Raw genomic sequence first — 26,842 nt, 5'->3', positions numbered from 1 at the left:
CCCGTTCGTGATGTGGTGTAAATATTTTGTATTTTTATGGTTAAAAAGCATTCTGTGCTTTTATTAAACAACGCTACTTTTACCATTATCTTTAATGGTTTAGCGATGTTTTTTGCCTGAATTGAGATTAAAATCTCTATTTTTCAGGCGATTAAGCAAAGATAATATTCTGTATTAAAGCGAAGATAAACAAAAAAAAGTCCTCTTCACAGCATAAAATAACGATACATAAGGCGGAATAAAACGCTGCACATTAGGTTAAAATTCTGCTTATTTTTCGATCCATGACGGATTGCTCTAATCTGCACTCGCCAGAAGAACGAATCCCCTAATGAATGGATAAAAAACAGCGCCCCTTCCGACAGCAAATTTGGGTACACTGCCCCATCCGTTTTGACTGGACTTGTCGCGCATGAAACTGACCATTATTCGATTACCACTTTTCAGCGATCAGGATCGCATCGACTTAGGGAAAATCTGGCCGTCGCAGGATCCCGACGATATCCCTCTGGACGATCGTCACCGAATTTACGCCGCCCGCTTTAACGAGCGTCTGCTGGGTGCCGTGCGCGTCACGCTACGTGGCAATGAAGGCGAGCTCAGCGCGCTGTGCGTACGCGAAGTCACTCGTCGGCGCGGCGTCGGGCAATATCTGGTGGAAGAAGTGCTGCAAAGAAATCCAGAAATCGGTCGCTGGCGGATGGCCGATACCGGAATTGAAGACCACCGCGTCATGTCGGCGTTTATGCAAGCGCTAGGCTTCAGCGCCCGGGACGGCGGTTGGGAAAAGCATTAAAAACAAAGCGGTCATTGATTTAACCGGGAATCTCCGTTTTTCATGGCAACAAAGCGGCCATTGATTTAACCGGGAATCCCCGCGTTTCATGGCAACAAAGCAGCCATTGATTTAACCGGGGATCTCCGTTTTTCATGGCAACTAAGCGGCCATTGATTTAACCGGGGATCTCCGTTTTGCATGGCAACTAAGCGGCCATTGATTTAACCGGGAATCCCCGCGTTTCATGGCAACAAAGCGGCCATTGATTTAACCGGGAATCCCCGCGTTTCATGGCAACTAAGCGGCCATTGATTTAACCGAGAATTTCGCGCTACAGGCAGGCGGCAAGCTGTGAAATCCCCGGGAGCTTACATGAGTAAGCGACCGGGGTTGAGGAGCGCAGCCAACGCACCTGTAGCGTGAAAGGCGAAGGTTAAATTATTTGGCGTCGGTCGCCGTGCCATCGGCATGCCAGGTAAACACGCCGAACTCGAAGCCTTTCAGGTCGCCTTTCTGATCCCAGGAGAGCGGCCCCATAACGGTATCGACAGAGTTGGCCTTCAGGTATTTCGCGATCGCCGCCGGGTCTTCGGACTGATTCAGGCCCGCCTGCAGCGACTGAATTGCCGCGTAGGTTGTCCAGACGAAGGCGCCGCTCGGATCCTGTTTCTTCGCTTTGATCGCGTCAACAATCGGTTTGTTCGCCGGGACCTGGTCATAGTTCTTCGGTTTCGTGACCAGCATGCCTTCCGCAGACTGACCGGCAATGTTAGACAGGGAGACGTTGGCGACGCCCTCCGGTCCCATAAACTGCGTTTTCAGACCTGCCGCGCGGGACTGACGCAGAATCTGCCCCATTTCCGGGTGGTAGCCGCCGTAATAGACGAAGTCGATGTTTTCTTTCTTCAGGCGCGCAACCAGGGTAGAGAAATCTTTCTCCCCGGCGGTGATGCCGTCAAAGAACACCACGTTAGCGCCGCCCTTCTTCAGACCATCCTGCACCGCACGCGCCAGACCTTCACCATATTGCTGTTTGTCATGCACGATAGCGATGCGCTGAGGTTTAACCTTCTCAATAATGTATTTCGCCGCCGTCGGCCCCTGGTCAGAATCGAGACCGGTGGTACGCAGAATCATTTTATAGCCGCGGGCGGTCAGCTCCGGCGCTGTCGCAGCCGGGGTGATCATCAGAATGCCTTCGTCTTCATAGATATCGGACGCCGGCTGGGTAGAGGACGAGCACAAATGGCCGATAACGTACTTAATGCCATCGTTAACCACCTTGTTGGCGACGGCCACCGCCTGTTTCGGGTCGCAGGCATCATCATATTTCACGATCTGCAGCTTATTGCCTTTGATCCCACCCTTCGCGTTAATATCGGCAACCGCCTGCTCAGCACCGGTAAACTCCTGGTCACCGTACTGTGCCACCGGGCCAGACATCGCGCCAACCACGGCAATTTTGATATCTTCCGCCAGCGCGGCATTGCTCATAATTAAGGCGATACATCCTGCCAGTAGCGCTTTACCCTTCATGTTCATCCTGAGGCTCCCCATTATTATGGTTTTTTGCATTTGTTGTGATGTTGTTTGTTAGCGCATTATTCTAATTTAAGTCATAAATAAAGCATATGACGTCTACTTTTAGGTCTGCCGCCTGCGCTTTTGCAGCACACTATGCTAAACATACCGCCATTCAGGAGAATTTGAAATGACAAAATTGCGGGTTATGTAACAGATAAGTGACAAATAAAAAACCGCGTCAGGATGAACCGGACGCGGTGGAGTCAGGCGCCAGATTACCAACCGGCGGGCAGGTAGCCCAATGCGGAAGCTATCGCGTAAACGGCGCTACACAGGTAAAGCAACACAATGAAGGTCTGGATCAGCGGATGGGTTATCAGCGGCGGACAGCTCCAGCCTGGCGTGATATCACCGCGCTGCCGGGCGCCTTTGAGCATCAGAATCGGCATGATGGATAAAATCACGCCGCTAAAGACGCCGGCAAAATAGAGTGCATTCACAAACGACACCATGCCGCTGTATGCCAGAATAAATGGCGGGATGGCCACGATAGTCAGCACCATCATGCGCTTGCGCGGTTGCTCATCGTTGCCGAGGCGGAACTGATCGAAAATATTCGTCAGGAAACTTCCCCCCAGACCCCAGTAAGAAGCCAGCATCGCACACAGGGCAAACAGGTTAGCGGAGAAAAAGGCCCACTCACCGAGCGCCCTGCCCCAGGAGATCGTCGCCACGTCGGAAATATTATCCAGCCCGCTCAGGGCGATCACCGACAGCGGGACCAGCGCCAGCAGGCAGAAAGTCAGCCCCATTCCCACCATAATGGCTTTCGGCAATTTCTCCGGCTTATCCGCAAACCCGCGGGCCATTTCCGGAACGATATACTGCGCCGAGAAACAGAATGCGACCACGTTGAACACCGGCACCATATACAGCCAGTTGCCGTCGAGCAGATAGCGGACCTGGGTCGTCTCTTTGAGCAGCGTCGCCGCCACCAGCACGGCGATCATGACCACCATGCCGATACTGATGAATTTTTCACCTCGCCCGATGGCCTTCAGCCCGAGATAAAGCACGCCTGCCGCCGGGATAAAAAAGAGCGCGCTCCCCAGCGCCGGAGAGATACCGAACAGCGAATGCAGCAGCTTACCGCTTCCGGTCATATAGGCCGTCAGCGCGCCGATGCTGTTCACGCAAACCGACAGGAACATCATCAGCGCCCCGAAGCGCCCGACATAGCGATGCGACAGCCCGCTCAGCTGTAAATGCTTACGGGTGCGCAGCGTCGATTCTGCGACATACAGCATGGTGACCGTCGTCAGGCTGCCGACCACCACCAGCCAGAACAACAGCGGTAAAAAGCCGGCCTTGCTGGACGCATAGGCGATAGACAGAACCCCGGCACCGATATTGGTGCCGACGATCATCGAGACCCCTTCCACGAAGCTAAGGGATTTTGCAGGTACAGCGGTACGCTCCCGGCTGGTGAGAACCGAGGAAAAGGTGGAATGTTCAGACATAATATTTTCCGTTTTATTCCGGCGACAGGCGCCGCCGGAAAAAAGGTGATATCAGGGTGATAAACCACTCACGCTGAGTATGAAAACTCGTGTGCGGCATCCTGTTTTATCTGGCTTCCCTGCCGCCGCACAGGAGTCGGGCACATCATCCCTTCAGGACGCGCGCCAGAATATCCAGCGCTTTTGTAAACTGCGCATCGGGGATAGTTAACGGATACAGGAAACGGATAACGTTGCCATAGACGCCGCAGCTCAGCAGCAGCAGACCATTTTCCTGCGCCTTTTGCTGAATGTGGCGGGTGAACTCCGGTGACGGCGCGCCGGTCTGCGGATCGTTAAATTCCACGGCAACCATTGAGCCCTGGCCGCGAACATCAACAATCGCCGGACAATACTCGCGCGCCTGATTCAGCACCTCTTTCAGATGGCTGCCAAGCTGTTCCGCACGTTGACACAGCTGCTCTTCTTCAATGACGTCAAGGACCGCATGAGCCGCGGCGACCGCCAGCGGGTTACCGGCATAGGTGCCGCCCAGTCCGCCCGGCGCCGGCGCATCCATCACCTCGGCGCGCCCCACTACGCCTGACAGCGGGAAACCGCCGGCAAGGCTTTTCGCCATCGTCATCAGGTCCGGCTTCACGTCGTAATGCTGCATAGCAAACAGCTTGCCGGTGCGGGCAAAACCGGTCTGCACTTCATCGGCAATCAGCAGGATGCCGTGGGTATCGCACAGCGTACGCAGCGCCTGCATAAACTCCGCTGGCGCGACGTTAAAACCGCCTTCGCCCTGAATCGGCTCGAGGATAATTGCCGCCACCTGGTCCGGGGCAATATCGGCTTTAAAGATACGCTCAAGGCTTTTCATCGCCTCATCGGTGGTGATGCCGTGGGCAGCATTCGGGTATACCCCGTGATAAACCGAACCAGGGAACGGTCCAAAACCGATTTTGTAAGGCGCGACTTTACCGGTCAGCGCCATGGTCATAAAGGTACGCCCGTGAAAGCCGCCGCCAAAAGTAATCAGCCCCGGACGGCCGGTATAAGCGCGGGCAATCTTCACCGCATTTTCCACGGCTTCCGCACCGGTGGTGAAGAAAGCGGTTTTGGCCGGGCCATCGACCGGCGCCAGCGCGTTAATGCGCTCCGCCAGCGAAACATAGCTTTCGTAAGGGACAATCTGATACGCCGTATGGGTAAAGGCCTCCAGCTGCTGCGCGACGGCGGCAACAATTTTCGGGTGGCGATGGCCGGTATTGAGCACGGCGATTCCCGCAGCAAAATCAATCACCTCGTTACCTTCCACATCCCACAGCGTGGCATTCTCCGCCTTCTCAACAAAGTAATTGCACATTACGCCTACGCCGCGCGGCGTCGCCTGCTGGCGACGTTGATTCAGTTCTGAACTTTTCACCCTCGAATCTCCTGTCATGTGTGTCACGTTATCGCAACAATCTCGAAACTATGTCGTTTATTTACACAGGAGTTGGCCCTATAATCGAGTACCAATTTAGATTATCTGAGGGATCCAATTGCGCTCACTCGTCGGTGACCTTGTGCTGGTCAGATTGCAGGAGGAGACAGACCCGCTGCTGCATAAACGCTTATACAACGCGGTTCGTCGCTCGATTCTGGACGGTTCTTTAGCGCCCCATAGCCGCCTGCCCCCCTCGCGAGATCTGGCCGGGGAGCTCGGCGTTTCAAGAAACACCATATTAACAACTTATGAACAATTGCAGGCGGAAGGATATGTGGTTTCCCGCCGCGGAAGCGGCACATTCGTCGCGAAAACCGGGCCGGATATTTCTCTTTCTACTGGCAGCATCGCCGAAAACAGCAGCGACTTGACGGCAACCCCCTTTTTGTCGCGCCGCGGGCAACAGCTGCTCAGCCACGTCAGCGCCAGCCCGCGCCAGTGGGGAGCGTTTATCCCTGGCGTACCGGACGTCAATGCTTTTCCCCACCCGCTATTTAGCAAGATTCAGGCCCGTATCAGCCGCCGCCCGAAACCCGAGCGACTGAGCTACAGCTGTAACGGCGGTACTCCGGAACTGCAGCAGGCGTTAGTGGATTACCTGCGCGTGTCCCGAGGCGTTCACAGCCAGGCAGATCAAATTCTTATTACGGAAGGGATCCATCAGGCAATCGATCTGGTGACGCGTATGCTCTGCGATAGTGGCGATCTGGCGTGGGTCGAGGAGCCCTCCTACTGGGGGATCCGTCACGTGCTGGCGATGAATGATGTGCGGGTCAATCCCATTACCGTCGATGCCAACGGCCTGTGCCCGCCGGAGACAGTTGAGGCGGCGCCACACCTGATTTTTGTCACCCCATCGCATCAGTATCCGCTGGGAGCGGTGATGAGCCTGGAGCGCCGTCAGCGCCTGTTGGCTCTGGCGCGCCAGCACGGCAGCTGGATCGTCGAGGATGATTACGACAGCGAATTTCGCTTTTCCGGCCAGCCGATTCCGGCGCTGCAGGGACTGATTGCCGACGCGCCGGTCGTCTATATCGGAACATTCAGTAAGACTCTCTACCCGGGGCTGCGGTTGGGGTATGTCGTGCTGCCGCGTCCGCTGATTGGCGATCTGAAAAGCGCCCATGCCGAACTCTATCGCGGCGGCCACTCGCTGATTCAGATGGCGCTGGCGGAATTCATTAACGCGGGCCATTACTCCGCCCATATCCGACGAATGCGCCTGCTGTACAGCCGCCGTCGCGCCTGCCTGACCGAGCTGATTCAGCGTTATTGCAGCCCGCAGGCGCTGTCAGATTTCAGCGATAACGCCGGTCTACATCTGATCCTCAACTTGCCAGACGACGCGGACGATGTCGCGATCGCCAGACAGGCCAATGCCCACAATATTCTGGTGCGTCCGCTCTCGCGCTACTATCTGACGGAAGAACGTAAGAAGGGGCTATTGATGGGCTTTGCCAGCCTGGCAGAGGCGCAAATGGAGCCGGCCTTCCGTATCCTGCTGGCATGTCTGCAGACGCTATGCCCGCAGGTGCTGGCCGAAAAAGCAGACGCAGAAAAACAAAACGCCCCAACGTAATGTGGGGCGTTATCGGGTGCCTGCACAGAGGCGAGTATGTACGCTGTTGCGTTATGCTTCGATGGCAGTACGCAGTTTCTTCATCGCGTTTTTTTCCAGCTGGCGTACGCGCTCAGCCGACACGCCATAGCGATCCGCCAGTTCCTGCAGCGTCGACTTATTGTCTTCGTCCAGCCAGCGGGCGCGGATAATGTCCTGGCTACGCTCGTCCAGACCTTGCATCGCGTCGGTCAGCTTGTTGGCCGCCTGCTCTTCCCAGTTATCATCTTCAATGCCATCGGCAAAGTTAGACGTTTTATCCTGCAGGTAGAGCACCGGTGCCATCGGCTGGCTATCGGACTCGTCGTCCGACGACATGTCGAAGGTCATGTCCTGCGCCGCCATACGGGATTCCATTTCACGTACGTCTTTGCTCGACACGCCCAGCTCACGGGCCACCATCTCGACTTCATCCTGGTTAAACCAGCCCAGACGCTGCTTAGTTTTACGCAGGTTAAAGAACAGCTTACGCTGCGCTTTGGTGGTCGCGACTTTCACAATACGCCAGTTACGCAGAACGTATTCGTGAATTTCAGCCTTAATCCAGTGTACGGCGAAGGAAACCAGACGCACGCCCACTTCCGGGTTGAAACGACGCACGGCTTTCATCAGGCCAATGTTGCCTTCCTGAATCAGATCCGCCTGCGGCAGGCCATAGCCCGAGTAATTACGAGCAATATGAACAACAAAGCGCAGGTGAGACAGGATCAGCCTTTTCGCTGCTTCCAGATCGCCCTGGTAATGCAGCTTTTCAGCAAGCTCCCGCTCTTCATCAGCCGATAACATCGGCCAGCTGTTCGCAGCCCGGATATACGATTCCAGGTTACCAACGGGGGCTAAAGCTAAAGTTTGCATATCTTTGGTCATTCAAATCCTCTCAATCGATATCGTCTGACGTGATGGTTCCCATGAGATGAGCAACAAACATGCCAGCGTTTATGAGCAACGAGAATATCACCCACATTAGTATCAGACAGTGATTTTATCCACAAGTTCCATGCAACGATGTGAATAGATTACGCACAAAATGTGACATGGAAATGAAACGTAGGGAAGAGACAACAGGGACTCTTTCCCTGCAGAGAGACATTCATCAGTGCAGGGAAAGATTATATCAGACTTTTTTTAATCGGGGGTAAAGTGACGTAAATGTTGCACGGTAGCCAGCCAGGCCGCCACCCAGCCAATCATCGAGCAGACAATCAGCATCAGCAGACACTCGTCGAAGCCTAACCCGCTGAGTTCAAACTTGGTTCCAAACACCTGCGCGACTTCCGTCACCGCGGACGACAGGCGCATCACCATAATTTCCGACAAAATCAGCGATAAAAAGGCACCGCAGAAGCCCAGCAGCGCACCGCCATACAGGAACGGACGCAGGATGAAGCCGTCGGTCGCGCCAATCAGTTTTTGCACGTTAATGGTATCGCGACGAGCAAAAATGCTCAGGCGTACGCTGTTGCCGATAACGAGGAACACAGCCGCCACCATCAGCACGCCAATCAGCGCCGACACCCGGCCCACCAGCCCGGTCAACGAGGAGAGGCGGGCAAACCAGCTGTCATCCATACGCACTTCGTCCACGCCCTGAATGTGCGTCACGCGATCGCGCAGCGTGTTCAGCGCATTGGTGCTCTGGAAATCCAGCTTCGGCACGACAATCGCGACGGCCGGAAGGGGGTTCTCTTCCAGCATATCCAGCGCGCCACCAAAGCCAGACCAGTTGCGGAACTCGCCAAGCGCTTCATCCCGCGACAGATAGTTCACCTTCTCTACGCCTTGTTCTGCCTGGAGCTGGCCAACCACTCGCGCCGCCGCGTCATCGTCCAGCGTTTTCTCAAGATAAACGGTGATCTGCGGCGACGGGTAGTACTGCGCCGCCGCGCTGTTGACGTTCTTGTACACCATGTAGCACACGCTTGGCAGCGTCAGCGAAATGGCGATAACCATAATGGTCAGGAAGGTAGCCAGCGGCGTACTTTTTAAATCCTGGACCGCGCCATGCCAGGCATAGCGAACCTGTTCGTTAAAGACGTTGCTCTTACGGGAAGCCGGGCCCGGCGCTGCTTTTGGCCGCTTCGGCGCATTACGCCCACCGCCGCCGCCCGCGCCTGCGCCATTGCGGAGGCGATCGAGCCTGCTACCGAACTGGCGAATCTGGTTTATTGCGTCGCGCTTATTCACCCCAATGGCCTCCATGCATATGACCGTCGCTCAGGGTCAGCATGCGATACGAGCGGCTGGAAATCAGCCCCAGGTCGTGCGTCGCCATCAGAACCGTTACGCCTACGCGGTTAAACTCCTCAAACAGGCGTAAAATCCCTTCCGAGAGCGCCTCGTCGAGGTTACCGGTAGGTTCATCCGCCAACAACACCGCAGGCTTATTGACCACCGCGCGGGCAATCCCCACGCGCTGCTGTTCGCCGCCGGAGAGTTGAATAGGGAGGTTTTTCGCTTTGTCCAGCAGCCCGACCTTGTCCAGCGCCGCCGACACACGGCGACGAATATCATCGCCGCTGGCGCCGGCAATAATCAGCGGAATAGCGACATTATCAAACACCGTACGGTCCATCAGCAGGTGGTGGTCCTGGAAAATCATGCCGATCTGACGGCGCAAAAACGGCACCTCACGGCTTTTCAGGCGGCTAATATCGTGGCCGCCGAATAAGATTTTCCCGGCGCTCGGCCGTTCAATACCGCAGATAAGCTTAAGCAGGGTACTTTTCCCCGCGCCGGAGTGGCCGGTCAGAAATGCCATCTCGCCCGACTGCAGGTGGAAATTCACCCCCTGCAGCGCTTGTCTCCCACCGAGATAGGCTTTGCTGACTTGTTCAAAGCGAATCATGATTAATCCTCTCGGGCAAAAAGTGCCTCAATAAAGTCGCCCGCATTAAACGGACGCAGATCCTCAATACGTTCACCGACGCCAATGTAGCGAATCGGAATACCGAACTGGTCGGCGACCGAGAAGATAACCCCACCTTTCGCGGTACCGTCCAGCTTAGTCAACGTGATGCCGGTCAAGCCAACGGCTTCATGGAACAGTTTGGCCTGGCTAATCGCGTTTTGCCCGGTGCTGGCATCGATGGTCAGCATGACCTCATGCGGCGCATCTTCATCCAGTTTTTTCATCACCCGGACAATTTTCTTCAGCTCTTCCATCAGGTGCGATTTATTCTGCAGACGACCCGCGGTATCGGCGATCAGCACGTCAACATTTCGCGCCTTCGCGGCCTGAATAGCATCGAAGATCACTGATGCCGAGTCCGCGCCGGTATGCTGAGCAATCACCGGAATGTTGTTGCGCTGACCCCAGACCTGCAGCTGTTCTACCGCCGCGGCACGGAAGGTGTCCCCGGCCGCCAGCATCACCGATTTACCCTGCTGTTCGAACTGACGCGCCAGCTTACCGATAGTGGTGGTTTTACCCACGCCGTTCACGCCCACCATCAGAATAACAAATGGCGTTTTCCCTTCAACATTCAGCGGCTCATCCACTTTCGCAAGGATATCGCCCATCTCTTCTTTCAGCAGGCCATACAGCGCTTCCGCATCACGTAGCTGCTTACGGCTGGCGCCTTCGGTAAGATTGGTAATGATCTTACGGGTCGTTTCCACGCCGACGTCAGCAATCAGCAGCTGCTCTTCCAGCTCTTCAAACAGATCATCGTCGATTTTTTTGCCGCGGAACAGACTGATAAATCCGGAACCGAGGTTCTGTTTGGTTTTAATCAGGCTGCGTTTCAGACGGGCGAAAAAGCCCTCTTTCGTCGGTTTTTCCTGCTCCTGCTGAGCGGAATCATCCGGCTGACTCTGTTCTTCCGCTTCAACAACCTCTTTATCATCAATAGGTTGAGCGGAGAGCGCCAGAGCTTCAAGTTCTTCATCAGACAGAGCAGATTCAGGCTGTTCCTCACCGCGCGGCTCATCACTCACCGCGTCGTCCACGGCAGCGACTTGCGGCTCATCCGTCACCGCTTCCGGCGTCTGCCCGGCTACCGCTTCCGCGACAACCGGCTGAGCGATCGCATCTTCGACCAGCGACTCCGGAGCGGCGAGGTCTTCCGCCGACAGCTTTTCAGCAACCGTCTCTTCAGCAGCGGTCTCAGCCACAACCTGTTCAACGGCAGCCTCTTCGACCCACGTACTGGCGGCTGGCGCTTCGTCAATAGCAGCGTGCGGCTGAGGGATCGCTTCGACTTCGGCCGGGGCTTCAACCGCAGGCGTCACCGGCTCAGAGTGCGGTAATTCGCTCTCAACAACCTGTTCAGTCACCTCAACGACATCGGCCGCAAAAGCTTCCGCGTCCTCTTTCTCCACCGTAGAAGCGCTTACCGTATCCGCTTCTGGTGCCGCCACCGTCTCAGCAGGCAACGCTGTAGCCGAATGCTGTTCGGCAACGTCGGTTTGCCCTTCTACTTTCTGTTCGGTCTCGGTTTCCTGCGCCTGTTCTTTTTGTCCAAAGCCCAGCCAGGAAAAGAAGCCACGTTTTTTCTCTTTTGCCATTTGCGACGACACTCCCGCTGTTTATTCATGGCACAGCTTCGGCATAACAATAGCGGAAGCTGAAAAATGATGAAATTAGTCGGATAGTCTATCACTTAACTTAACTCGCATCACCGCCCCCGGATTAAGGTTTCGTCATCCGCGTTCGATCGCTAGAATAGCGGGCTGAAAGTGGAGACCTGAGCAACGAGATGAAGAAACCAAACCACACGGGCAGCGGCCAGATCCGTATTATTGGTGGGCAATGGCGGGGGCGGAAATTACCGGTGCCCGAGAGCCCGGGCCTGCGCCCGACTACCGACCGGGTCCGTGAAACCCTTTTTAACTGGCTGGCGCCTGTCATGGTCGATGCGCACTGCCTCGATTGCTTTGCCGGCAGCGGCGCCCTCGGGCTGGAAGCGCTGTCGCGCTATGCGGGCAGCACCACGCTGCTGGAAATGGAGCGCGGCGTCGCTCAACAGTTGCAAAAAAACCTGGCGACCCTGAAAGCCAGCCATGGCAAGGTGGTCAATACCAATACGCTCAGCTACCTTAATCAGCCAGGCACGCCGCACCATATCGTGTTTGTCGATCCGCCTTTCCGCAAAGGTCTGCTGGAAGAGACGCTGCGTCTGCTGGAAAATAACGGCTGGCTCGCCGATGAAGCGCTCATCTACGTTGAGAGCGAAGTCGAAAATGGTTTACCGCCGGTGCCGGCATGCTGGCATCTGTATCGTGAGAAAGTGGCCGGACAGGTCGCCTACCGTCTCTATCAACGTGAGGCAAAAGGAGAAAATCATGCTGATTAATTTTGGCCGCGTGTTGATGCTGTGCGTCTGGGCATTTTTATTATTAAACCTGTTTCAGCCTTTCCCGAAGCCGCTGAACATCTTCGTTAACGTTGCTCTGATCTTTATGATCCTGATGCACGGTCTGCAGCTGACGCTGCTGAAGGCCACTCAGCCGAAAGATGCCCCGCCGCTGAGCCGTTTTGAACAGGTCCGTATTTTTATCTTTGGCGTGTTTGAACTGGTGGCCTGGCAGAAAAAACTCAAGGCCACGCTGCGTAAGAAGTAACCTCGTGGGCTCAAGGTTCTGGCGTAAACGCGACAAACCTTGAGCCTTTGTAGCTCAGCGTTCCCCGGTCACCGACGCTGAGCGCATGATATTGCGCCGCCTCAAGCTGAAAACTGACTTCCAGGCCACCGGTTTCCGGCCTGAAGCTCACGTCATAGCGCATATCGCTGCCGGCGGGGGCTACGGTTTGCTGGCGCGACCGGCGATCGTTGATCACCTTCTCCCGTTTGTTACTCACCACCACCCGCTTTTGTAGCAGCGGCGCGGCGTCGTTAGCCATATTTTCCCGTCGTTGCTGTACATAGCGGACCGATGCGGCCACCACAATAATGGCGACGACGATAATAAAAAACAGGGGAACCTTGCTCATTCATCTCACCCATAAGAATTCTCAGGAATAAGCATACCGCGCCTTGATTAACGTTGTCATCTGCCCGCCCGAACCACTACACTAAGTTTCAGTACTGCCAATACACCACTCACTTAATAATAACAGATACAAGGACTTACTATGCTTTGGTCGTTTATTGCTGTCTGTTTCTCCGCATGGCTTTTCGTCGATGCGTCCTATCGCGGCCCCACGTGGCAGCGCTGGGTTTTTAAACCCGTCACGCTGATCCTGCTGCTGCTGCTGGCCTGGCAGGCGCCAATGTTCAACGCTATCAGCTACCTGGTACTCGCCGGGCTGTGCGCTTCGCTGCTGGGCGATGCATTAACGCTGCTGCCGCGCCAGCGGGTGATGTATGCGGTGGGGGCCTTTTTCCTGTCGCATCTGCTGTACACGATCTGGTTTGCCAGCCAGATGACGATGTCGTTTTTCTGGCCGCTGCCGCTGGTGCTGCTGGTTATCGGCGCGCTGCTGCTTGCGGTCATCTGGAGCCGGCTGGAAGATCTGCGCATGCCGGTTTTCACCTTTATCGGCATGACCCTGGTGATGGTCTGGCTGGCCGGTGAGCTGTGGTTCTTCCGCCCGACGGATACCGCATTCTCAGGCTTCGCCGGTGCGACATTCCTGCTGTTGAGTAATATTGTCTGGCTGATCAGCCACTATCGCCGTCGCTTCCGCGCCGATAACGCCATCGCCGCCGCCTTCTACTTTGCCGGCCACTTTCTGATCGTCCGCGCGCTGTATCTGTAATTTTGCGCTTGACTCTGGAGTCGACTCCAGAGTGTATCCTTCTGGTAATGAGAAAATTATCATTACCGGGAGGGTCCCATGTCGACTCCAGAAACGCAGGATAAAAAAGTCCCACAGTTCTCGTCATTCAAATTAAAGCCGGTTGTCGCCCAGGCTGACAGCTGCTGCACGGAATCTGGCTGTGCCGCCGATAACGCCGCCGACAGCGAGGGGTTAAACGAGGCGCGCTATCGCTGGCTGGTTGAAGGCATGGACTGCGCCGCCTGCGCCCGTAAAGTCGAAACGGCGGTGCGCCAGGTACCCGGCGTCAACCAGGTGCAGGTTCTGTTTGCCACCGAAAAACTGCTGGTCAACGCCGATGCCGATATTCGCACTGCCGTCGAAAGCGCGGTACGTGCCGCGGGCTATACGCTGCGCGATGAAAGCGCCCCGCCGCCGGAAACCTCACCTCTGCGCGAGAACCTGCCGCTGATAACGCTGGTACTACTGATGGCGCTGAGCTGGGGTCTGGAGCAGCTCAACCACCCCTTCGGCGAGCTGGCATTCATTGCCACCACGCTTGTGGGTCTGTGGCCCGTCGCTCGTCAGGCTTTGCGCCTGATCCGCAGCGGTAGCTGGTTTGCCATTGAAACACTGATGAGCGTCGCCGCCATCGGGGCACTGTTTATCGGCGCAACGGCCGAAGCCGCGATGGTGCTGCTGCTGTTTATGGTTGGCGAGCGCCTTGAAGGCTGGGCGGCCAGCCGTGCCCGCCAGGGGGTAAGCGCGCTGATGGCGTTAAAACCCGATACCGCCACTCGCCTGCGTGACGGCGTGCGGGAAACCGTCGCCCAGCGCGATCTCCGCCCTGGAGACGTAATTGAAGTCGCAGCAGGTGGTCGCCTGCCCGCCGATGGTCAGCTGCGCACGCCGTTCGCCAGCTTCGATGAAAGTGCCTTAACCGGTGAGTCGGTGCCGGTCGAGCGCCGCTCCGGAGAACGCGTGGGGGCAGGCGCCACCAGCGTCGACCGCCTGGTGCAACTGACGGTGATTTCTGAGCCGGGCGACAGCGCCATTGACCGCATTCTGAAGCTGATTGAAGAAGCGGAGGAACGTCGGGCGCCGATTGAACGCTTTATCGATCGTTTCAGCCGGATTTACACACCGGCCATTATGGTCGTCGCCCTGCTGGTCGCCATCGTACCGCCGCTGTTCTTTGCCGCCGCCTGGCTACCGTGGATCTACAAAGGTCTGACGCTGCTGCTGATCGGCTGTCCTTGTGCGCTGGTCATTTCCACTCCGGCGGCCATTACTTCCGGGCTGGCGGTGGCGTCGCGTCGCGGTGCCCTGATTAAAGGCGGCGCAGCGCTTGAGCAACTGGGTCGCATACGTCAGGTGGCTTTTGATAAGACCGGGACGCTAACCGTCGGCCAACCGCGCGTCACCGCCGCCATCGCCCTGAATGACGTGGATGAAAATGACCTGCTGGCGCTGGCGGCGGCAGTGGAACAAGGCTCCAGCCACCCGCTGGCGCAGGCCATCGTGCGCGAAGCCCAGCAGCGCCAGCTGACGATTCCGTCTGCCCGCGGTCAGCGCGCACTGGCGGGTTCGGGCATTGAAGCCGAGGTCGACGGTCGTCAGATACTGATTTGCGCGGCAGGCAACGACGCCGCCGCAGAGCATGAGGCGCAGATTCAGCAGCTGGAGAGCGCGGGTCAGACGGTTGTGCTGGTACTGCGCGAACAGTCTCTGCTCGGCATTCTGGCGCTGCAGGATACGCTGCGAGACGACGCCCGTCAGGCGGTCGACGATCTGCATCGTCTGGGGGTGCAGGGCGTAATTCTGACCGGCGATAACCCGCGGGCGGCTGCCGCCATTGCCGGGGAACTGGGGCTGGAATTCCGTGCCGGGCTGCTGCCGGCCGATAAAGTGGAGGCGGTCACGGCGCTCAATGCCGCTGCGCCGCTGGCGATGGTCGGTGACGGGATTAATGACGCGCCGGCAATGAAGGCCGCCACCATTGGTATCGCCATGGGCAGCGGAACCGACGTGGCGCTGGAAACCGCCGATGCCGCCCTGACGCATAACCGCTTAACCGGTCTGGCACAGATGATTTCCCTGGCCCGCGCCACCCACGCCAATATTCGGCAGAACATTGCGATTGCGCTTGGCTTAAAGGGAATTTTTCTTATCACTACGCTGCTCGGACTGACCGGGCTGTGGCTGGCGGTGCTGGCCGATACGGGGGCAACGGTGCTGGTGACCGCTAACGCCCTGCGACTGTTACGTAAGAAGTAAGCGGAAAGACCCCGGTGGCGTGTTGCTTACCGGGGCTACGGAAGCGTGCGGTTTTCGGACTTTATAGCCCCGCCTCCGGGAAGACGGCCTGCGGCAATCGCACCGTTTACCCCCGGTGGCGCGTTGCTAACCGGGGCTACGGAAGCGTGCGTTTTTTGGACTTTATAGCCCCGCCTCCGGGAAGACGGCCTGCGGCAATCGCACCGTTTACCCCCGGTGGCGCGCTGCTTACCGGGGCTACGGAAGCGTGCGTTTTTTGGACTTTATAGCCCCGCCTCCGGGAAGACGGCCTGCGGCAATCGCACCGTTTACCCCCGGTGGCGCGCTGCTTACCGGGGCTACGGGAGCGTGCGGTCTTTGGATTTTGTAGCCCGGACAGGGGCATTGCCCCGCCTCCGGGAGAGGCACGCAAACCCGTGCTTAATGGCTTTTACGAATCAGATAGCGATAGGGCAGCGCCGCGGTTTCTTGCGCCAGCAGCTCATGCTCCATAAAGCGGCAAAAACCCGGAATATCACGGGTTGTCGCCGGATCGTCGGCGATAATCAGCAGCGTTTCGCCCACCGGCATTGTACGTACGGTCTTACGCACCATCATTACCGGCTCCGGGCAACGCAGGCCCTGAGCATCCAGAGTGTGGTCAGGGCTGGAGAAAAGTTCGGTCATTTTCATCTCACATCAACAAAACGGCCCTAGTTTACCCCCACTTTTCCGCTACGCAAGTCAGGTTAACGTTTGCGCGAAAAACAACCATTGCAATACCCGCTCAACGCAGTATCATTCTGCCGCTTCAAACTGGTACTCGTGGGTTGGCAAAACACAGCACGAGTATTGATTTATTGGGTTCCCTCACCCCAATCACTAAAAAGGTCACAATATGAGTCCATTTACAACGTCACAGCGTCAAAAAGCGCTGGTCTGGCTTTCTCTTTTTCATTTGCTGGTTATCACCTCCAGCAACTATCTGGTGCAGCTCCCGATCTCCATTTTTGGTTTTCATACCACCTGGGGCGCGTTCAGCTTTCCGTTTATCTTCCTCGCCACCGATCTGACGGTGCGGATTTTCGGCGCGCCGCTGGCACGACGCATTATCCTGGCGGTGATGGTCCCGGCGCTGTTGATCTCCTATGGCATCTCGTCCCTGTTTTATATGGGCGAATGGCAAGGCTTTGCCGCGCTGACCCACTTTAACCTGTTCGTCGCCCGTATCGCCGCCGCCAGTTTCATGGCCTACGCGCTGGGCCAGATCCTCGATGTCCACGTCTTTAACCGCCTGCGTCAAAACCGCCGCTGGTGGCTGGCGCCGACCGCCTCGACCCTGTTCGGCAACGTCAGCGATACCCTGGCCTTTTTCTTCATCGCTTTCTGGCGTAGTCCGGACCCGTTTATGGCGGCGAACTGGGGAGAAATCGCGATTGTCGACTACAGCTTCAAGGTACTGATTAGCATTGTTTTCTTCCTGCCGATGTATGGCATGTTGTTGAATATGCTGCTGAAAAAACTGGCAGATAAATCTGATTTATCCGCATTGCAGCCAGGTTAAGAGTACTCGCAGGTTGATGTGATAAGATAAGCGAATGAGCCGTTAATGGCCGTTTATCGAAAGGAAGATGTCAATGCGCAATTTGGTTAAATATGTCGGTATTGGCCTGCTGGTTATGGGGCTTGCGGCCTGTGATAACAGCGACACAAAAACGCCGACTGCCGGGGCTGCTGCGGAAAGCAATGCCAGCGGACAAAATATCAGCCTGCTGGATGGCAAGCTGAGTTTTTCCCTGCCAGCAGGAATGACCGATCAGAGCGGCAAGCTGGGTACCCAGGCCAATAACATGCACGTCTATTCTGACGCCACCGGACAGAAAGCGGTGATCGTGATTGTTGGTGACAGCACCAATGAAGAATTGAGCGTGCTGGCTCAACGCCTGGAAGATCAGCAGCGCAGCCGCGATCCACAGCTGCAGGTTGTCACCAATAAATCGATTGATATCAAAGGCCACACGCTGCAGCAGCTGGACAGCATCATCTCCGCCAAAGGCCAGACCGCCTGGTCTTCCGTCATTCTCGGCAAGGTTGACGATAAGTTGCTGACCCTGCAGATCACGCTGCCGGCAGACAATCAGCAGCAGGCGCAAAGCGCAGCTGAAAACATCATCAATACCCTCGTCATCCAGTAACTACTGGCCTGACGTAGCGGCCTCCGGTGACACCGCCGGGGGCCGTTTTTTTAACCGCCAGCTCAGCAACAGCGCCACCGCCACCAGCCCCGCCGCCGCCAGATAAATGGTGGAAATCCCGGCCCATGCCATCAGCAGCCCGGCCAGCGGCCCGGTAATGCCTAAAGACAGATCCATAAATACCGTATAGGTCGCCAGCGCCGAGCCCTGATTCTGCTGCGGCACCGCCTTCACCGCCACCACCCCCAGCGCAGGGAAGACCAGTGAAAAACCGGCGCCAGCAAAGAAGGTCCCGACTTTGGCGATCGATGAAGTCTCAGCCAACCCCACCAGCAGAAGTCCGACAATCTCAACGCTAAAGCACAGCATCGCGACGTTCAGTCCCCCCAGACGATTAATGCCATTGGGGAACAGCAGACGCGTGCCAACAAACGCGCAGCTAAATAGCGTCAGCGCAAACGCCGCGCCGTCCCAGCCTTTGGCGTCGTAAAACAGGGTAATAAACGTCGCGATCGTGCCAAACCCGGCGGAAGCCAATGCCAGCGCCATCCCATACGGCCAGACCCGGCCCAGCACGGCGCGAAACGTCATCGCTTTGCCCTTCGTCGCTCTGACCGCCGCCCTCGGCAGCGCGCACAGAATAGCGACCAGCGCCACGGCCATAATCGCCCACGCCAGCCCCGGCAGCCCGACAAGGGAGTAACAGAGCACGCCGAGCGGCGCCCCCATCGCCATCGCCCCGTAAGTCACGATTCCGTTCCACGAAATCACCCGCCCGATATGCAGCGAGCCCACCACCCCCACTCCCCATAGCGTTGAACCAGTACCGGCAAAGCTTTGCCCGATACCGAGAATCACCCGGCCGAGGCACAGCAGAGCCAGGCTAAGGATCGGCCAGCCGCTGCCGACGGCCGCCAGCAGATAGCTCAAACCGCTGAGAAAACAGCCGCACAGCCCGAAGATCACGATCTTTTTCGGCCCAAGGAGATCGGCGTAGCGTCCGGCATGAGGGCGGCTGAGGAGAGTGGCAAAATATTGCAGGCTAATGACCAGGCCGGCCCAGAACGCGCTAAATCCCATTACATCATGGACATAGCCCGGCAGAACGGCCAACGGCAGGCCAATTGTCAGGTAGCTGGCAAAATTAAACATCACCACGGAGACAATCCGCAGATTAAGGCGCACTCCATTGAGCGCCGGTTCGTCAACGGGTTCGGGCATTGGGTCCACCAGACTTTTACAACAATGTTTCACTATTACCACGTCGTCTGCTCAAAAGCAGCCCGCGGCGCAGAAATTCGCGCTCGACGGGCCGCACGGTCAATCTCAGCATCGAGTACAGCGTCTGCCAGCAAGTGCTGCCAGAGGATAACTGACGGTCATTTTCGCTCCGCCACGGGATGAATGTTTTTGTCGCTAGCCGGAACAGGCCGGCAAGAGAGCCCCATTCGTCAGGAGCAAATGTGAATAGCCGAAGGCGACGTCGGGTGAGGAGCAAGACTCGCCCGGGAACACCGATAACCCGGTCAGCGGAGTGAACGGACGTCGCCAACACACATGCCACTGGCAATCTACGACATATTTATTTAAATACCGTCAGCGATATACCTGAATATCCCCCGCGAATTAACGGTCTGGCGAATAATAATGTCAAGGGTATAAGCTTCGGGAATTCCCGCCATGCCGTTAAAATTCAACCTCATCAAACCATTCATTATCACTCATAACTGCTGGTGGCCTCGCTCGCTATCCTTTATGATGAAAACCGTCTCATCTTAAGACAACACGGAAATCCATACCGGATATTTATCCGGAACGATATGGCGACTGACATTCATTTTTAACGTCAGCCATTTCATTGTATTACCGGTAATTTGACAGGGAGTGTTCATGAAAAAGTATGTGCAGTGGTTCGCCGCTATTGCGGTTGCAGGCGCGTTGGCCGGCTGTGTGCGCACCGCGCCGGTGGAGCAAATCCAGACCGCCGTGAGCGCCGGTCATACAGAGGATCAGGTGAAACAGGCCATTCTGCGGGCCGGCGTGCAGCGCCAGTGGATCATGTCGCAAACCGCGCCTGGCGCGATCGCCGCGCGTCAGCAGGCGCGCGACCATGTCGTTGAGGTCCGTATTAATTACTCCGCCAGCGGTTATTCTATTCACTACGTCAGCAGCAGCAATATGATGGCCTCCGGTGGGAAAATCCATAAAAACTATAACCGCTGGGTCCACAATCTGGATAAAGATATTCAGGTAAATTTAGCCGCTGGTTCGAGCCTGTGATTGTCCACGTCATCTCAGCCCATCATTGATTCAGGAGTCAGCGCGCAAATGCTGACTCCTGAAGAGGAACAGGATCAGAGACTATTCTGATGCGAGACCGGTTTCGGCATTATCCTATGTATTCGTTTGCCACCCGGTAGAATATGTGGCGGAAATGTCAGAGTCAGGTCACAGACCTGTTGATGGAATAACAGAATATCTCTCTCAGGCGCGAATAGTTACCATAATAAATTGCGCTGGCATGTGAAAATATCGAAAATACGCCCTGACTTCGCCGCATAAATTGCCATACGGTGAATACGCTTGCCGATATGCCCTCAGTCTCATTCTGAGGCCGGATATCCGGTCGGCCAAAAGCGGAACGGTAAACAATCCAGGCCGGTAATACATCGTTGGTCCAGGCGTTAGCCATACTGTATACGCGTGCCACAACAAAAATAAAAAGTGCCGTTAAAAATGGCACTAAGATCACCGATTTATCGCGGATACGCGTTGATGAAATTTGCACTAAACATAGTTGACTGGCAGGGCAGAGCCCCGGGAATGAGCGAAGCGACACAGTGGCAGCAATGGTCACGGCATCCGCACGCCTTCGATCCCTCAGCCCCGCAGGCAAAATTAACCGAATTACCGATGATGACCGCCAGACGTCTTAGCTCCGGCAGTAAACTCGCCGTTGAGTGCGGGCTGGCAATGCTGCGCCGTCATCAAATCGACGCCATACTGTACACCAGTCGCCACGGCGAACTTGAACGCAATTATCGTATTCTCCACGCCCTGGCGACGCAGCAGGCCATCTCCCCGACCGACTTTGCCCTCTCCGTCCATAATTCGGCGGTGGGCAATCTGACGATTGCCGCACAGCGGCCGATCGTTTCCTCCTCTCTGTCGGCCGGGCGGGATACCTTCCAGCAAGGGCTATGCGAAGTCATGTGCCTGCTGCAGGCAGGTTATCAGCGGGTATTAATGGTGGATTTCGACGGCTACCTGCCCGAGTTTTATCATCCGCAGCTATCGCCAGAAATGCCGACCTGGCCCTATGCGCTGGCGCTGGTGATTGAAGCCGGGACGGCGCTGCGCTGTGTCACCCGTCGCGGCGAAACGTCCGCAGAGACCGCGCTACCGCAAAGCCTGTTATTTTTACAACACTATTTGCAGGACAGCCCCACCTTTACCCTGCCCGGCGAGCGCGTGCAGTGGCAATGGAGCCGCGCATGAACCCTATCCTGGCACGTCTGAACCGGGTCTGGCGGGGAGCCATGACCGGCGTCTGTTTCGCCTTGTTCGGTCTTGGTGGACTGCTGCTGTCCCTCATCTGGTTCAACCTGCTGCTGATCGTTATCAGGAACAAACCCCGTCGCCGTCGACTGGCGCGGCGCAGCATTGCCGCCAGTTTCCGCCTCTTTTTGGCGGTGGTCAGAGCCGTCGGCGTGCTGGATTACCGCATTGAAGGCGGTGATATTCTACGCCAGGAGCGAGGCTGTCTGGTGGTGGCCAACCATCCCAGCCTGATCGACTACGTGATGCTGGCTTCGATCATGCCGGAAACCGACTGCATGGTAAAAAGCAGCCTGCTGAAGAACCCGTTCGTCAGCGGCGTGATTCGCGCAGCGGATTATCTGCTTAATGACCAGGCGGATTCGCTGCTGCCCGCCAGTCTGAGCCGCCTTCAGCAGGGGGATACCATTTTGATTTTCCCCGAAGGCACGCGGACGCGCCCCGGTGAACAGATGACGTTACAGCGCGGCGCGGCCAATATTGCCGTGCGCTGCGCCAGCGATTTACGGGTCGTGACAATCCGCTGCAGCGAGCACATGCTTGGCAAGCAGTGCAAATGGTACGATGCGCCGCCCACCAAACCTCTGTTTACGATTGAGGTGCGGGAGCGGATACGTATCAACCAGTTTTTCGATGCCAGCTCACAGACGCCATCGCTGGCGGCACGGCAGCTAAATCGGCATCTTTTGCTTCAATTACAATCAGGTACTACGCCTACTTCAGGAATTAATGATGCAAGCGCTCTATCTTGAAATTAAAAATCTCATAATTACTACGTTGAATCTGGAAGAACTGTCGGCTGACGACATTGACACCGATGCGGCACTCTTTGGCGATGGCCTGGGTCTGGATTCCATCGACGCCCTGGAGCTGGGGCTGGCGGTAAAAAACCGCTACGGCGTGGTGCTCTCCGCCGAAAGCGACGAGATGCGCCAGCATTTCTTCTCCGTTGCCACCCTGGCCGCGTTTATCGACGCTCAACGTACCTGAGGCTCGCCCCATGACTGAATCACATGATATTTATGCCGACGTCTCGGCACTGCTGGTTAAGCTGTTCGAGATCGATCCTGAAGACATCAAACCGGAAGCGCGGCTGTACGAAGACCTGGAGCTGGATAGCATCGACGCGGTCGATATGATCGTCCACCTGCAGAAAAAAACCAGCAAGAAAATCAAAGCAGAAGAATTTAAAGCCGTGCGTACCGTGCAGGATGTGGTTGATGCCCTCGAACGCCTGTCCCGGGAAGCCTGATCCGCATGTCGGGGGCACTTCCACGCAAGGGTATTCTGCTGCTGACAAGCCTGCTCCTGCTGGCCTGGCCTGGCGTCATCTGGCTGGGCCTCGCGCATAACAGCCTGCGCTGGCTGCTCCCTTTAATGGCGCTGCTGCTCTATTTACGCCTGCGCCAGACCCGGCGCCAGGCGGGTCCGCTGCGCATCGTCACCCAGGTGGTCGCGCTGGCGGGGATCGCCCTCTGCGTGGCCAGCACACTGCTGAAAACGCACCAGCTGCTGCTGTTTTACCCGCTGGTGGTCAACGCCGTGATGCTGGCTGCGTTCGGCGGTTCGCTGTGGACAACCATGCCGCTGGTGGAACGCCTGGCCCGCATACGAGAGCCTCACCTCCCCGCCGCCGCCGTGCGCTATACCCGTCGGGTCACGCAGATCTGGTGCCTGTTTTTTATCGTCAATGGCAGTATCGCCCTCTTGACGGCGCTGTACGGTGATATGGCGCTCTGGACCGCGTGGAACGGCATGATCGCCTATCTGCTGATCGGCGCCCTGATGGCCGGAGAGTGGCTGGTACGCCGTCGGGTGATGAAGCGAGAATCCTTATGATGCCGCCTCTTTCTGTGGTCCGCTGGCTGAGTGCCCCGCGTTCGGCCGACACCCTCGTGGCCTGGCGGGGAGACCAGTTCTGGACATTGGGCCATCTGCGCAATGACGTTGCGCGCTGCGTGGAGCGGCTGCAGCAGCACCAGGGTCAACGCTGGGCGCTCTGTTTTGACGACAGCTATCTGTTTCTGGTCGCGCTGCTGGCCACGCTGCATGCCCACAAAACGCCGGTGATCCCGGGGCACAGCCGCCTCTCTCAGCTGGAAGAGCAACGCGCGCTGTTCGATGGCGTGCTCAGTGAAAAGCCCCTTGGCTGGAGCGGCCCGACATGGGTCATCAGCCGTTCCCGACGCTCTCCCACGCAGACGGTCACCTTTCACCCGCTGGCTGATGACGCCGCCATTGAGCTGTTCACCTCAGGTTCGACGGGGCAACCGAAGCGAATTATCAAATCGCTGGCCGTTCTCGACCGCGAGGCTGAACTGCTGGCCACGCACTTTGCCGACCGGCTGGCCGGCTGTCGTATTGTCGCGTCGGTAGCACCCCAGCATCTTTACGGCCTGACCTTTCGCATTTTCCTGCCCATGGCGCTCGGCCTGCCGCTAGACGCGGCAATGCTGAATTATGCCGAGCAACTCAGCGCGCTGGATCCCCGGCATCGCTATGCGTTTATCAGCAGTCCGGCCTTTTTGAAGCGCCTTGACCCCAGACTGAATCCGCCGCCGGTGGCGATCCTGTTCTCTGCCGGCGGAGTACTGTCCTGGGAGCAGGTGACCGGGGCGAACGACTGGCTTAAATGCAGGCCGGATGAGATTTACGGCAGTACCGAAACCGGCATCCTTGCCTGGCGCTGCCGCGAGCAGGAGCAAGACGACTGGCGGCCTTTCCCCGGGGTCAGCTTTCTCCCCGAAGGCGAAGCGTTTCGCGTATTTTCGCCGCTGATTGCCCATCAAGATGGCCTGCTACTCGACGATACCCTGCAATTCACCGATGACGGACAGTTTCGTCTGGCCGGACGCCGGGGACGGGTGGTTAAAATTGAAGAAAAGCGGATTTCACTCAGCGAAATTGAACAGCGCCTGCTGGAACTGGAGGGAATTCAGGACGCGGTGGCTTTACCCGTCAGCCGCGGTGGCCGCCAGGCCATCGGTGTCCTGCTGGTGCTCAATGACCATACCCGTCAGAAGTGGCAATCCGCCAATAAACCCCTTGAGCAGGCGTGGCGACGAGCGCTTCGGCCAAGGCTTGAGTCGGTCGCCATTCCCCGCTACTGGCGCATTATCGACGAGATCCCGGTGAACAGCATGAACAAGCGCGTATATGCGCAATTACAGGAGTTATTTCATGAAACCCCATGAAATTGAAGGGAATCAGGCGCATCAGCAGCAGGTTGAGATTGTCTTGTACCTCGATCCTGGCCTTTTCTGGTTTAGCGGCCATTTTGCCGTACAGCCGCTGCTGCCCGGCGTTGCCCAGCTGGACTGGGTCATGCATTACGCCACCACGCTGCTGGCGCCAGGCTGGCGGTTCCACAGCATTCAGAACGTCAAATTCCAGGCGCCGCTCCTGCCGGATGCGACCGTCACGCTCACCCTGCACTGGCAGGAAGCGCGCCAGATACTCACCTTCAACTATCAGCGCCACGATGGCGAAGCGCGACATATCGCCAGCAGCGGGAAAATCCGTCTATGTCAGTAACCTTCGCGCCCTGTGTGGTGATCCCTTGCTACAACCACGGCGCGATGATGCCCCGGGTACTGGCCCGTTTACGGCCCTGCAATCTGCCGTGCATTGTGGTCGACGATGGCAGCGACGCGCCGACGCGCCAGGTGCTGGAACAACTGGCGGCGCAGGATCCCGGGTTGACGCTGATTCGCCTGACGGAAAATGCCGGCAAAGGCGCGGCGGTGATCCGCGGTCTGCAGGCCGCAGCCGCGGCGGGTTTCAGCCACGCCGTGCAGGTGGATGCCGACGGGCAGCACGCCATTGAGGATATTCCACAGCTGCTGACCCTCGCGCAAGCGCACCCGACCGCGCTGATCTCCGGGCGTCCCGTTTACGACAACACGATCCCCCGCTCACGCCTCTATGGCCGCTGGATTACCCACATCTGGGTGTGGATAGAAACGCTCTCGCTCCAGTTGAAAGACAGCATGTGCGGCTTTCGCGTCTACCCGATTGCGCCAACGCTACAGCTGGCACAGCGCGTGGCGCTGGGTAAACGGATGGATTTCGATACCGAAGTTATGGTGCGTCTCTACTGGCAGGGTAATGACAGCCATTTTGTTGCGACCCGCGTGACCTATCCCGCGGACGGGCTGTCTCATTTTGATGCGCTTAAGGACAACTGTCGCATCTCGTGGATGCACACTCGCCTGTTCCTCGGCATGCTGCCGCGTATCCCTTCCCTGCTGTTTCGCCGTCGGACAATCCACTGGGCGCAGCAGCAGGAGGTCAAAGGGCTGTGGGGAATGCGTCTGATGCTGCTGGTCTGGCGACTGCTGGGGCGTAGGGCGTTTTCGTGGCTGCTCTACCCGGTGGTGGCCGTCTATTGGCCGATCGCACACCGCGCCCGTCAGGCCTCGCAAAACTGGCTGTCACGCGTGCGCGTGCAGCTTACCGCCCGTCAGCAGCCGCTGCCCGCGCACCTCAACAGCTATCGCCATTTTCTGCGCTTTGGCGAGGCGATGCTCGACAAAATCGCCGGCTGGCGCGGCGAATTACGCTTCGGACGCGATGTGGTTTTCGCTCCCGGAGCGGAAGAAGCGCTCAGCAACAGGACTCCCGGCGGCAAGCTATTGCTGGCCTCCCATCTTGGCGATGTCGAGGCCTGCCGGGCGCTGGCGCAATTGCAGGGCGGTCAGGTCATTAACGCACTGGTGTTTAGCGATAACGCCCGCCGCTTTAAACAGATCATGGATGAGATGGCGCCGCAGGCCGGGATCAACCTGATGCCGGTGACCGATATCGGCCCGGAGACCGCGATGCTGCTCAAAGAGAAGCTGGAGCGGAACGAATGGGTGGCTATCGTCGGCGACCGCATCGCCGTGACGCCCCAGCGCGGCGGCGAATGGCGCGTCTGCTGGAGTGAGTTCATGGGACAACCCGCGCCTTTCCCGCAGGGGCCGTTTATTCTGGCGTCGATCCTGCGCTGTCCGGTGCAGCTGATTTTTGCGCTGCGCCAGCAGGGCAAACTGCATATTCATTGCGAACCCTTCGCCGACCCGCTGACGCTGCCTCGCGCAGAACGCCAGGCGGCGTTACAGCATGCCATTGACCGCTATGCACAGCGCCTTGAGCACTACGCGCTGCAGTCGCCGCTGGACTGGTTCAATTTTTTCGATTTCTGGCAGCTGCCGGATGCCAAAGAGAAGGAGTAAAGG

The 26,842-nt window shown here is 57.2% G+C and carries 27 protein-coding genes; 17 read left to right on the top strand and 10 right to left on the bottom strand.

Going from position 1 to position 26,842, the window contains the following annotated elements:
* The first annotated feature begins 412 nt into the window (after window positions 1–412).
* Window positions 413–796 carry an aspartate 1-decarboxylase autocleavage activator PanM gene (gene panM / locus DSD31_RS01660; protein ID WP_004868553.1) on the top strand — a complete coding sequence of 128 codons (384 nt, stop codon included), beginning with the start codon at window positions 413–415 and terminating at the stop codon, window positions 794–796.
* Window positions 797–1,216: 420 nt separating this feature from the next.
* Here panM and livJ read toward each other — a convergent pair whose 3' ends face one another.
* From livJ to DSD31_RS01645, 3 genes are all read right to left on the bottom strand, one after another.
* Complete coding sequence (gene livJ / locus DSD31_RS01655) at window positions 1,217–2,320, bottom strand: branched chain amino acid ABC transporter substrate-binding protein LivJ (protein ID WP_015585591.1); 1,104 nt, start codon at window positions 2,318–2,320, stop codon at window positions 1,217–1,219.
* 257 nt (window positions 2,321–2,577) lie between these two features.
* Entirely contained in the window at window positions 2,578–3,822 is a 1,245-nt protein-coding gene (locus DSD31_RS01650) for an aromatic amino acid transport family protein (protein ID WP_113990799.1), read from the bottom strand.
* Between the two features lie 145 nt (window positions 3,823–3,967).
* Window positions 3,968–5,233: a 4-aminobutyrate--2-oxoglutarate transaminase gene (locus DSD31_RS01645; protein WP_004868558.1), complete on the bottom strand. Its 1,266-nt coding sequence runs from the start codon at window positions 5,231–5,233 to the stop codon at window positions 3,968–3,970.
* A 118-nt stretch (window positions 5,234–5,351) separates the two neighbouring features.
* Here DSD31_RS01645 and pdxR point away from each other — a divergent pair, with 118 nt between their 5' ends.
* Window positions 5,352–6,875: a MocR-like pyridoxine biosynthesis transcription factor PdxR gene (pdxR, locus tag DSD31_RS01640; protein WP_015585590.1), complete on the top strand. Its 1,524-nt coding sequence runs from the start codon at window positions 5,352–5,354 to the stop codon at window positions 6,873–6,875.
* 51 nt (window positions 6,876–6,926) lie between these two features.
* Here pdxR and rpoH read toward each other — a convergent pair whose 3' ends face one another.
* From rpoH to ftsY, 4 genes are all read right to left on the bottom strand, one after another.
* On the bottom strand, window positions 6,927–7,781 hold the full coding sequence (gene rpoH, locus DSD31_RS01635; RefSeq protein ID WP_004868561.1) for an RNA polymerase sigma factor RpoH: 855 nt from the start codon (window positions 7,779–7,781) through the stop codon (window positions 6,927–6,929).
* 258 nt (window positions 7,782–8,039) lie between these two features.
* Complete coding sequence (ftsX, locus tag DSD31_RS01630) at window positions 8,040–9,098, bottom strand: permease-like cell division protein FtsX (RefSeq protein ID WP_004868563.1); 1,059 nt, start codon at window positions 9,096–9,098, stop codon at window positions 8,040–8,042.
* Window positions 9,091–9,759 (bottom strand): cell division ATP-binding protein FtsE, encoded by a 669-nt coding sequence (gene ftsE, locus DSD31_RS01625; RefSeq protein ID WP_004868565.1) that lies wholly within the window; start codon window positions 9,757–9,759, stop codon window positions 9,091–9,093. The genes ftsX and ftsE overlap by 8 nt, the downstream gene beginning before the upstream one ends.
* 2 nt (window positions 9,760–9,761) lie before the next feature.
* On the bottom strand, window positions 9,762–11,420 hold the full coding sequence (gene ftsY / locus DSD31_RS01620; protein ID WP_015585589.1) for a signal recognition particle-docking protein FtsY: 1,659 nt from the start codon (window positions 11,418–11,420) through the stop codon (window positions 9,762–9,764).
* A gap of 191 nt (window positions 11,421–11,611) precedes the next feature.
* Between ftsY and rsmD the strand changes: the two genes are divergently transcribed.
* Complete coding sequence (gene rsmD / locus DSD31_RS01615) at window positions 11,612–12,208, top strand: 16S rRNA (guanine(966)-N(2))-methyltransferase (protein WP_004868569.1); 597 nt, start codon at window positions 11,612–11,614, stop codon at window positions 12,206–12,208.
* Window positions 12,198–12,476 carry a DUF1145 family protein gene (locus DSD31_RS01610; RefSeq protein ID WP_113990798.1) on the top strand — a complete coding sequence of 93 codons (279 nt, stop codon included), beginning with the start codon at window positions 12,198–12,200 and terminating at the stop codon, window positions 12,474–12,476. Before rsmD ends, DSD31_RS01610 begins: the two co-directional genes overlap by 11 nt.
* A gap of 10 nt (window positions 12,477–12,486) precedes the next feature.
* On the opposite strand, the gene DSD31_RS01605 is transcribed toward DSD31_RS01610, so the two are convergent.
* On the bottom strand, window positions 12,487–12,846 hold the full coding sequence (locus tag DSD31_RS01605; protein ID WP_069476381.1) for a DUF2500 domain-containing protein: 360 nt from the start codon (window positions 12,844–12,846) through the stop codon (window positions 12,487–12,489).
* Between the two features lie 141 nt (window positions 12,847–12,987).
* Here DSD31_RS01605 and DSD31_RS01600 point away from each other — a divergent pair, with 141 nt between their 5' ends.
* Both DSD31_RS01600 and zntA read left to right on the top strand, forming a co-directional pair.
* The gene (locus tag DSD31_RS01600) at window positions 12,988–13,614 is read left to right on the top strand and encodes a lysoplasmalogenase (protein ID WP_004868576.1); all 627 of its coding nucleotides are present in this window, start codon (window positions 12,988–12,990) and stop codon (window positions 13,612–13,614) included.
* A gap of 78 nt (window positions 13,615–13,692) precedes the next feature.
* Window positions 13,693–15,891: a Zn(II)/Cd(II)/Pb(II) translocating P-type ATPase ZntA gene (zntA, locus tag DSD31_RS01595; protein ID WP_113990797.1), complete on the top strand. Its 2,199-nt coding sequence runs from the start codon at window positions 13,693–13,695 to the stop codon at window positions 15,889–15,891.
* A gap of 420 nt (window positions 15,892–16,311) precedes the next feature.
* Here the strand turns inward: zntA and tusA are convergent, their stop codons facing one another.
* Window positions 16,312–16,557, bottom strand: coding sequence for a sulfurtransferase TusA (gene tusA / locus DSD31_RS01590; protein WP_004868581.1), 246 nt, complete (start codon window positions 16,555–16,557; stop codon window positions 16,312–16,314).
* 211 nt (window positions 16,558–16,768) lie between these two features.
* Between tusA and DSD31_RS01585 the strand changes: the two genes are divergently transcribed.
* Together DSD31_RS01585 and DSD31_RS01580 are read left to right on the top strand one after the other, a co-directional pair.
* Window positions 16,769–17,434, top strand: a complete 666-nt coding sequence (locus tag DSD31_RS01585; protein WP_004868583.1) for a 7-cyano-7-deazaguanine/7-aminomethyl-7-deazaguanine transporter — start codon at window positions 16,769–16,771, stop codon at window positions 17,432–17,434.
* Between the two features lie 73 nt (window positions 17,435–17,507).
* Window positions 17,508–18,065 carry a DcrB family lipoprotein gene (locus tag DSD31_RS01580; protein WP_004868586.1) on the top strand — a complete coding sequence of 186 codons (558 nt, stop codon included), beginning with the start codon at window positions 17,508–17,510 and terminating at the stop codon, window positions 18,063–18,065.
* Here DSD31_RS01580 and DSD31_RS01575 read toward each other — a convergent pair whose 3' ends face one another.
* A complete protein-coding gene (locus tag DSD31_RS01575; RefSeq protein WP_004868587.1) occupies window positions 18,066–19,286 on the bottom strand; it encodes an MFS transporter in 1,221 nt (406 codons plus the stop codon).
* Between the two features lie 669 nt (window positions 19,287–19,955).
* On the opposite strand from DSD31_RS01575, the gene DSD31_RS01570 reads away from it, so the two are divergent.
* From DSD31_RS01570 to DSD31_RS01530, 9 genes are all read left to right on the top strand, one after another.
* Window positions 19,956–20,345, top strand: coding sequence for a hypothetical protein (locus tag DSD31_RS01570; RefSeq protein WP_113990796.1), 390 nt, complete (start codon window positions 19,956–19,958; stop codon window positions 20,343–20,345).
* Window positions 20,346–20,840: 495 nt separating this feature from the next.
* Window positions 20,841–21,563: a beta-ketoacyl synthase chain length factor gene (locus tag DSD31_RS01565; protein ID WP_004868593.1), complete on the top strand. Its 723-nt coding sequence runs from the start codon at window positions 20,841–20,843 to the stop codon at window positions 21,561–21,563.
* Window positions 21,560–22,375: a lysophospholipid acyltransferase family protein gene (locus DSD31_RS01560; protein WP_004868595.1), complete on the top strand. Its 816-nt coding sequence runs from the start codon at window positions 21,560–21,562 to the stop codon at window positions 22,373–22,375. Before DSD31_RS01565 ends, DSD31_RS01560 begins: the two co-directional genes overlap by 4 nt.
* Entirely contained in the window at window positions 22,356–22,613 is a 258-nt protein-coding gene (locus tag DSD31_RS01555) for a phosphopantetheine-binding protein (protein WP_004868598.1), read from the top strand. Before DSD31_RS01560 ends, DSD31_RS01555 begins: the two co-directional genes overlap by 20 nt.
* A 10-nt stretch (window positions 22,614–22,623) precedes the next feature.
* Window positions 22,624–22,875 carry an acyl carrier protein gene (locus DSD31_RS01550; RefSeq protein ID WP_004868599.1) on the top strand — a complete coding sequence of 84 codons (252 nt, stop codon included), beginning with the start codon at window positions 22,624–22,626 and terminating at the stop codon, window positions 22,873–22,875.
* Between the two features lie 5 nt (window positions 22,876–22,880).
* A complete protein-coding gene (locus DSD31_RS01545; RefSeq protein ID WP_004868602.1) occupies window positions 22,881–23,462 on the top strand; it encodes a COG4648 family protein in 582 nt (193 codons plus the stop codon).
* Entirely contained in the window at window positions 23,459–24,817 is a 1,359-nt protein-coding gene (locus tag DSD31_RS01540; protein ID WP_054829448.1) for an AMP-binding protein, read from the top strand. The genes DSD31_RS01545 and DSD31_RS01540 overlap by 4 nt, the downstream gene beginning before the upstream one ends.
* Window positions 24,804–25,157, top strand: coding sequence for an ApeI family dehydratase (locus tag DSD31_RS01535; protein WP_004868605.1), 354 nt, complete (start codon window positions 24,804–24,806; stop codon window positions 25,155–25,157). The genes DSD31_RS01540 and DSD31_RS01535 overlap by 14 nt, the downstream gene beginning before the upstream one ends.
* A complete protein-coding gene (locus tag DSD31_RS01530) occupies window positions 25,148–26,839 on the top strand; it encodes a glycosyltransferase family 2 protein (protein WP_113990795.1) in 1,692 nt (563 codons plus the stop codon). The genes DSD31_RS01535 and DSD31_RS01530 overlap by 10 nt, the downstream gene beginning before the upstream one ends.
* The last annotated feature ends 3 nt before the right edge of the window (window positions 26,840–26,842 follow it).

This window comes from Klebsiella sp. X13, assembly GCF_003323835.1.
Taxonomy (GTDB): domain Bacteria; phylum Pseudomonadota; class Gammaproteobacteria; order Enterobacterales; family Enterobacteriaceae; genus Klebsiella; species Klebsiella ornithinolytica.
Note: the sequence above shows the minus strand (reverse complement) of the source record. Positions and strands in the feature narration are given on the sequence as shown.

Excerpts from the sequence above, each read along its gene's own strand:
- DSD31_RS01585 (WP_004868583.1), top strand. The coding sequence starts at position 16,769 with ATGAGTCCATTTACAACGTCACAGCGTCAAAAAGCGCTGGTCTGGCTT.
- DSD31_RS01600 (WP_004868576.1), top strand. The coding sequence starts at position 12,988 with ATGCTTTGGTCGTTTATTGCTGTCTGTTTCTCCGCATGGCTTTTCGTC.
- DSD31_RS01580 (WP_004868586.1), top strand. The coding sequence starts at position 17,508 with ATGCGCAATTTGGTTAAATATGTCGGTATTGGCCTGCTGGTTATGGGG.
- livJ (WP_015585591.1), bottom strand. The coding sequence starts at position 2,320 with ATGAACATGAAGGGTAAAGCGCTACTGGCAGGATGTATCGCCTTAATT.
- DSD31_RS01540 (WP_054829448.1), top strand. The coding sequence starts at position 23,459 with ATGATGCCGCCTCTTTCTGTGGTCCGCTGGCTGAGTGCCCCGCGTTCG.
- DSD31_RS01570 (WP_113990796.1), top strand. The coding sequence starts at position 19,956 with ATGAAAAAGTATGTGCAGTGGTTCGCCGCTATTGCGGTTGCAGGCGCG.
- DSD31_RS01550 (WP_004868599.1), top strand. The coding sequence starts at position 22,624 with ATGACTGAATCACATGATATTTATGCCGACGTCTCGGCACTGCTGGTT.
- DSD31_RS01565 (WP_004868593.1), top strand. The coding sequence starts at position 20,841 with ATGAAATTTGCACTAAACATAGTTGACTGGCAGGGCAGAGCCCCGGGA.
- ftsY (WP_015585589.1), bottom strand. The coding sequence starts at position 11,420 with ATGGCAAAAGAGAAAAAACGTGGCTTCTTTTCCTGGCTGGGCTTTGGA.
- rpoH (WP_004868561.1), bottom strand. The coding sequence starts at position 7,781 with ATGACCAAAGATATGCAAACTTTAGCTTTAGCCCCCGTTGGTAACCTG.
- DSD31_RS01560 (WP_004868595.1), top strand. The coding sequence starts at position 21,560 with ATGAACCCTATCCTGGCACGTCTGAACCGGGTCTGGCGGGGAGCCATG.
- DSD31_RS01545 (WP_004868602.1), top strand. The coding sequence starts at position 22,881 with ATGTCGGGGGCACTTCCACGCAAGGGTATTCTGCTGCTGACAAGCCTG.
- DSD31_RS01555 (WP_004868598.1), top strand. The coding sequence starts at position 22,356 with ATGCAAGCGCTCTATCTTGAAATTAAAAATCTCATAATTACTACGTTG.
- zntA (WP_113990797.1), top strand. The coding sequence starts at position 13,693 with ATGTCGACTCCAGAAACGCAGGATAAAAAAGTCCCACAGTTCTCGTCA.
- ftsE (WP_004868565.1), bottom strand. The coding sequence starts at position 9,759 with ATGATTCGCTTTGAACAAGTCAGCAAAGCCTATCTCGGTGGGAGACAA.
- DSD31_RS01605 (WP_069476381.1), bottom strand. The coding sequence starts at position 12,846 with ATGAGCAAGGTTCCCCTGTTTTTTATTATCGTCGTCGCCATTATTGTG.
- DSD31_RS01575 (WP_004868587.1), bottom strand. The coding sequence starts at position 19,286 with ATGCCCGAACCCGTTGACGAACCGGCGCTCAATGGAGTGCGCCTTAAT.
- DSD31_RS01650 (WP_113990799.1), bottom strand. The coding sequence starts at position 3,822 with ATGTCTGAACATTCCACCTTTTCCTCGGTTCTCACCAGCCGGGAGCGT.
- DSD31_RS01610 (WP_113990798.1), top strand. The coding sequence starts at position 12,198 with ATGCTGATTAATTTTGGCCGCGTGTTGATGCTGTGCGTCTGGGCATTT.
- rsmD (WP_004868569.1), top strand. The coding sequence starts at position 11,612 with ATGAAGAAACCAAACCACACGGGCAGCGGCCAGATCCGTATTATTGGT.
- panM (WP_004868553.1), top strand. The coding sequence starts at position 413 with ATGAAACTGACCATTATTCGATTACCACTTTTCAGCGATCAGGATCGC.
- tusA (WP_004868581.1), bottom strand. The coding sequence starts at position 16,557 with ATGACCGAACTTTTCTCCAGCCCTGACCACACTCTGGATGCTCAGGGC.
- DSD31_RS01535 (WP_004868605.1), top strand. The coding sequence starts at position 24,804 with ATGAAACCCCATGAAATTGAAGGGAATCAGGCGCATCAGCAGCAGGTT.
- DSD31_RS01530 (WP_113990795.1), top strand. The coding sequence starts at position 25,148 with ATGTCAGTAACCTTCGCGCCCTGTGTGGTGATCCCTTGCTACAACCAC.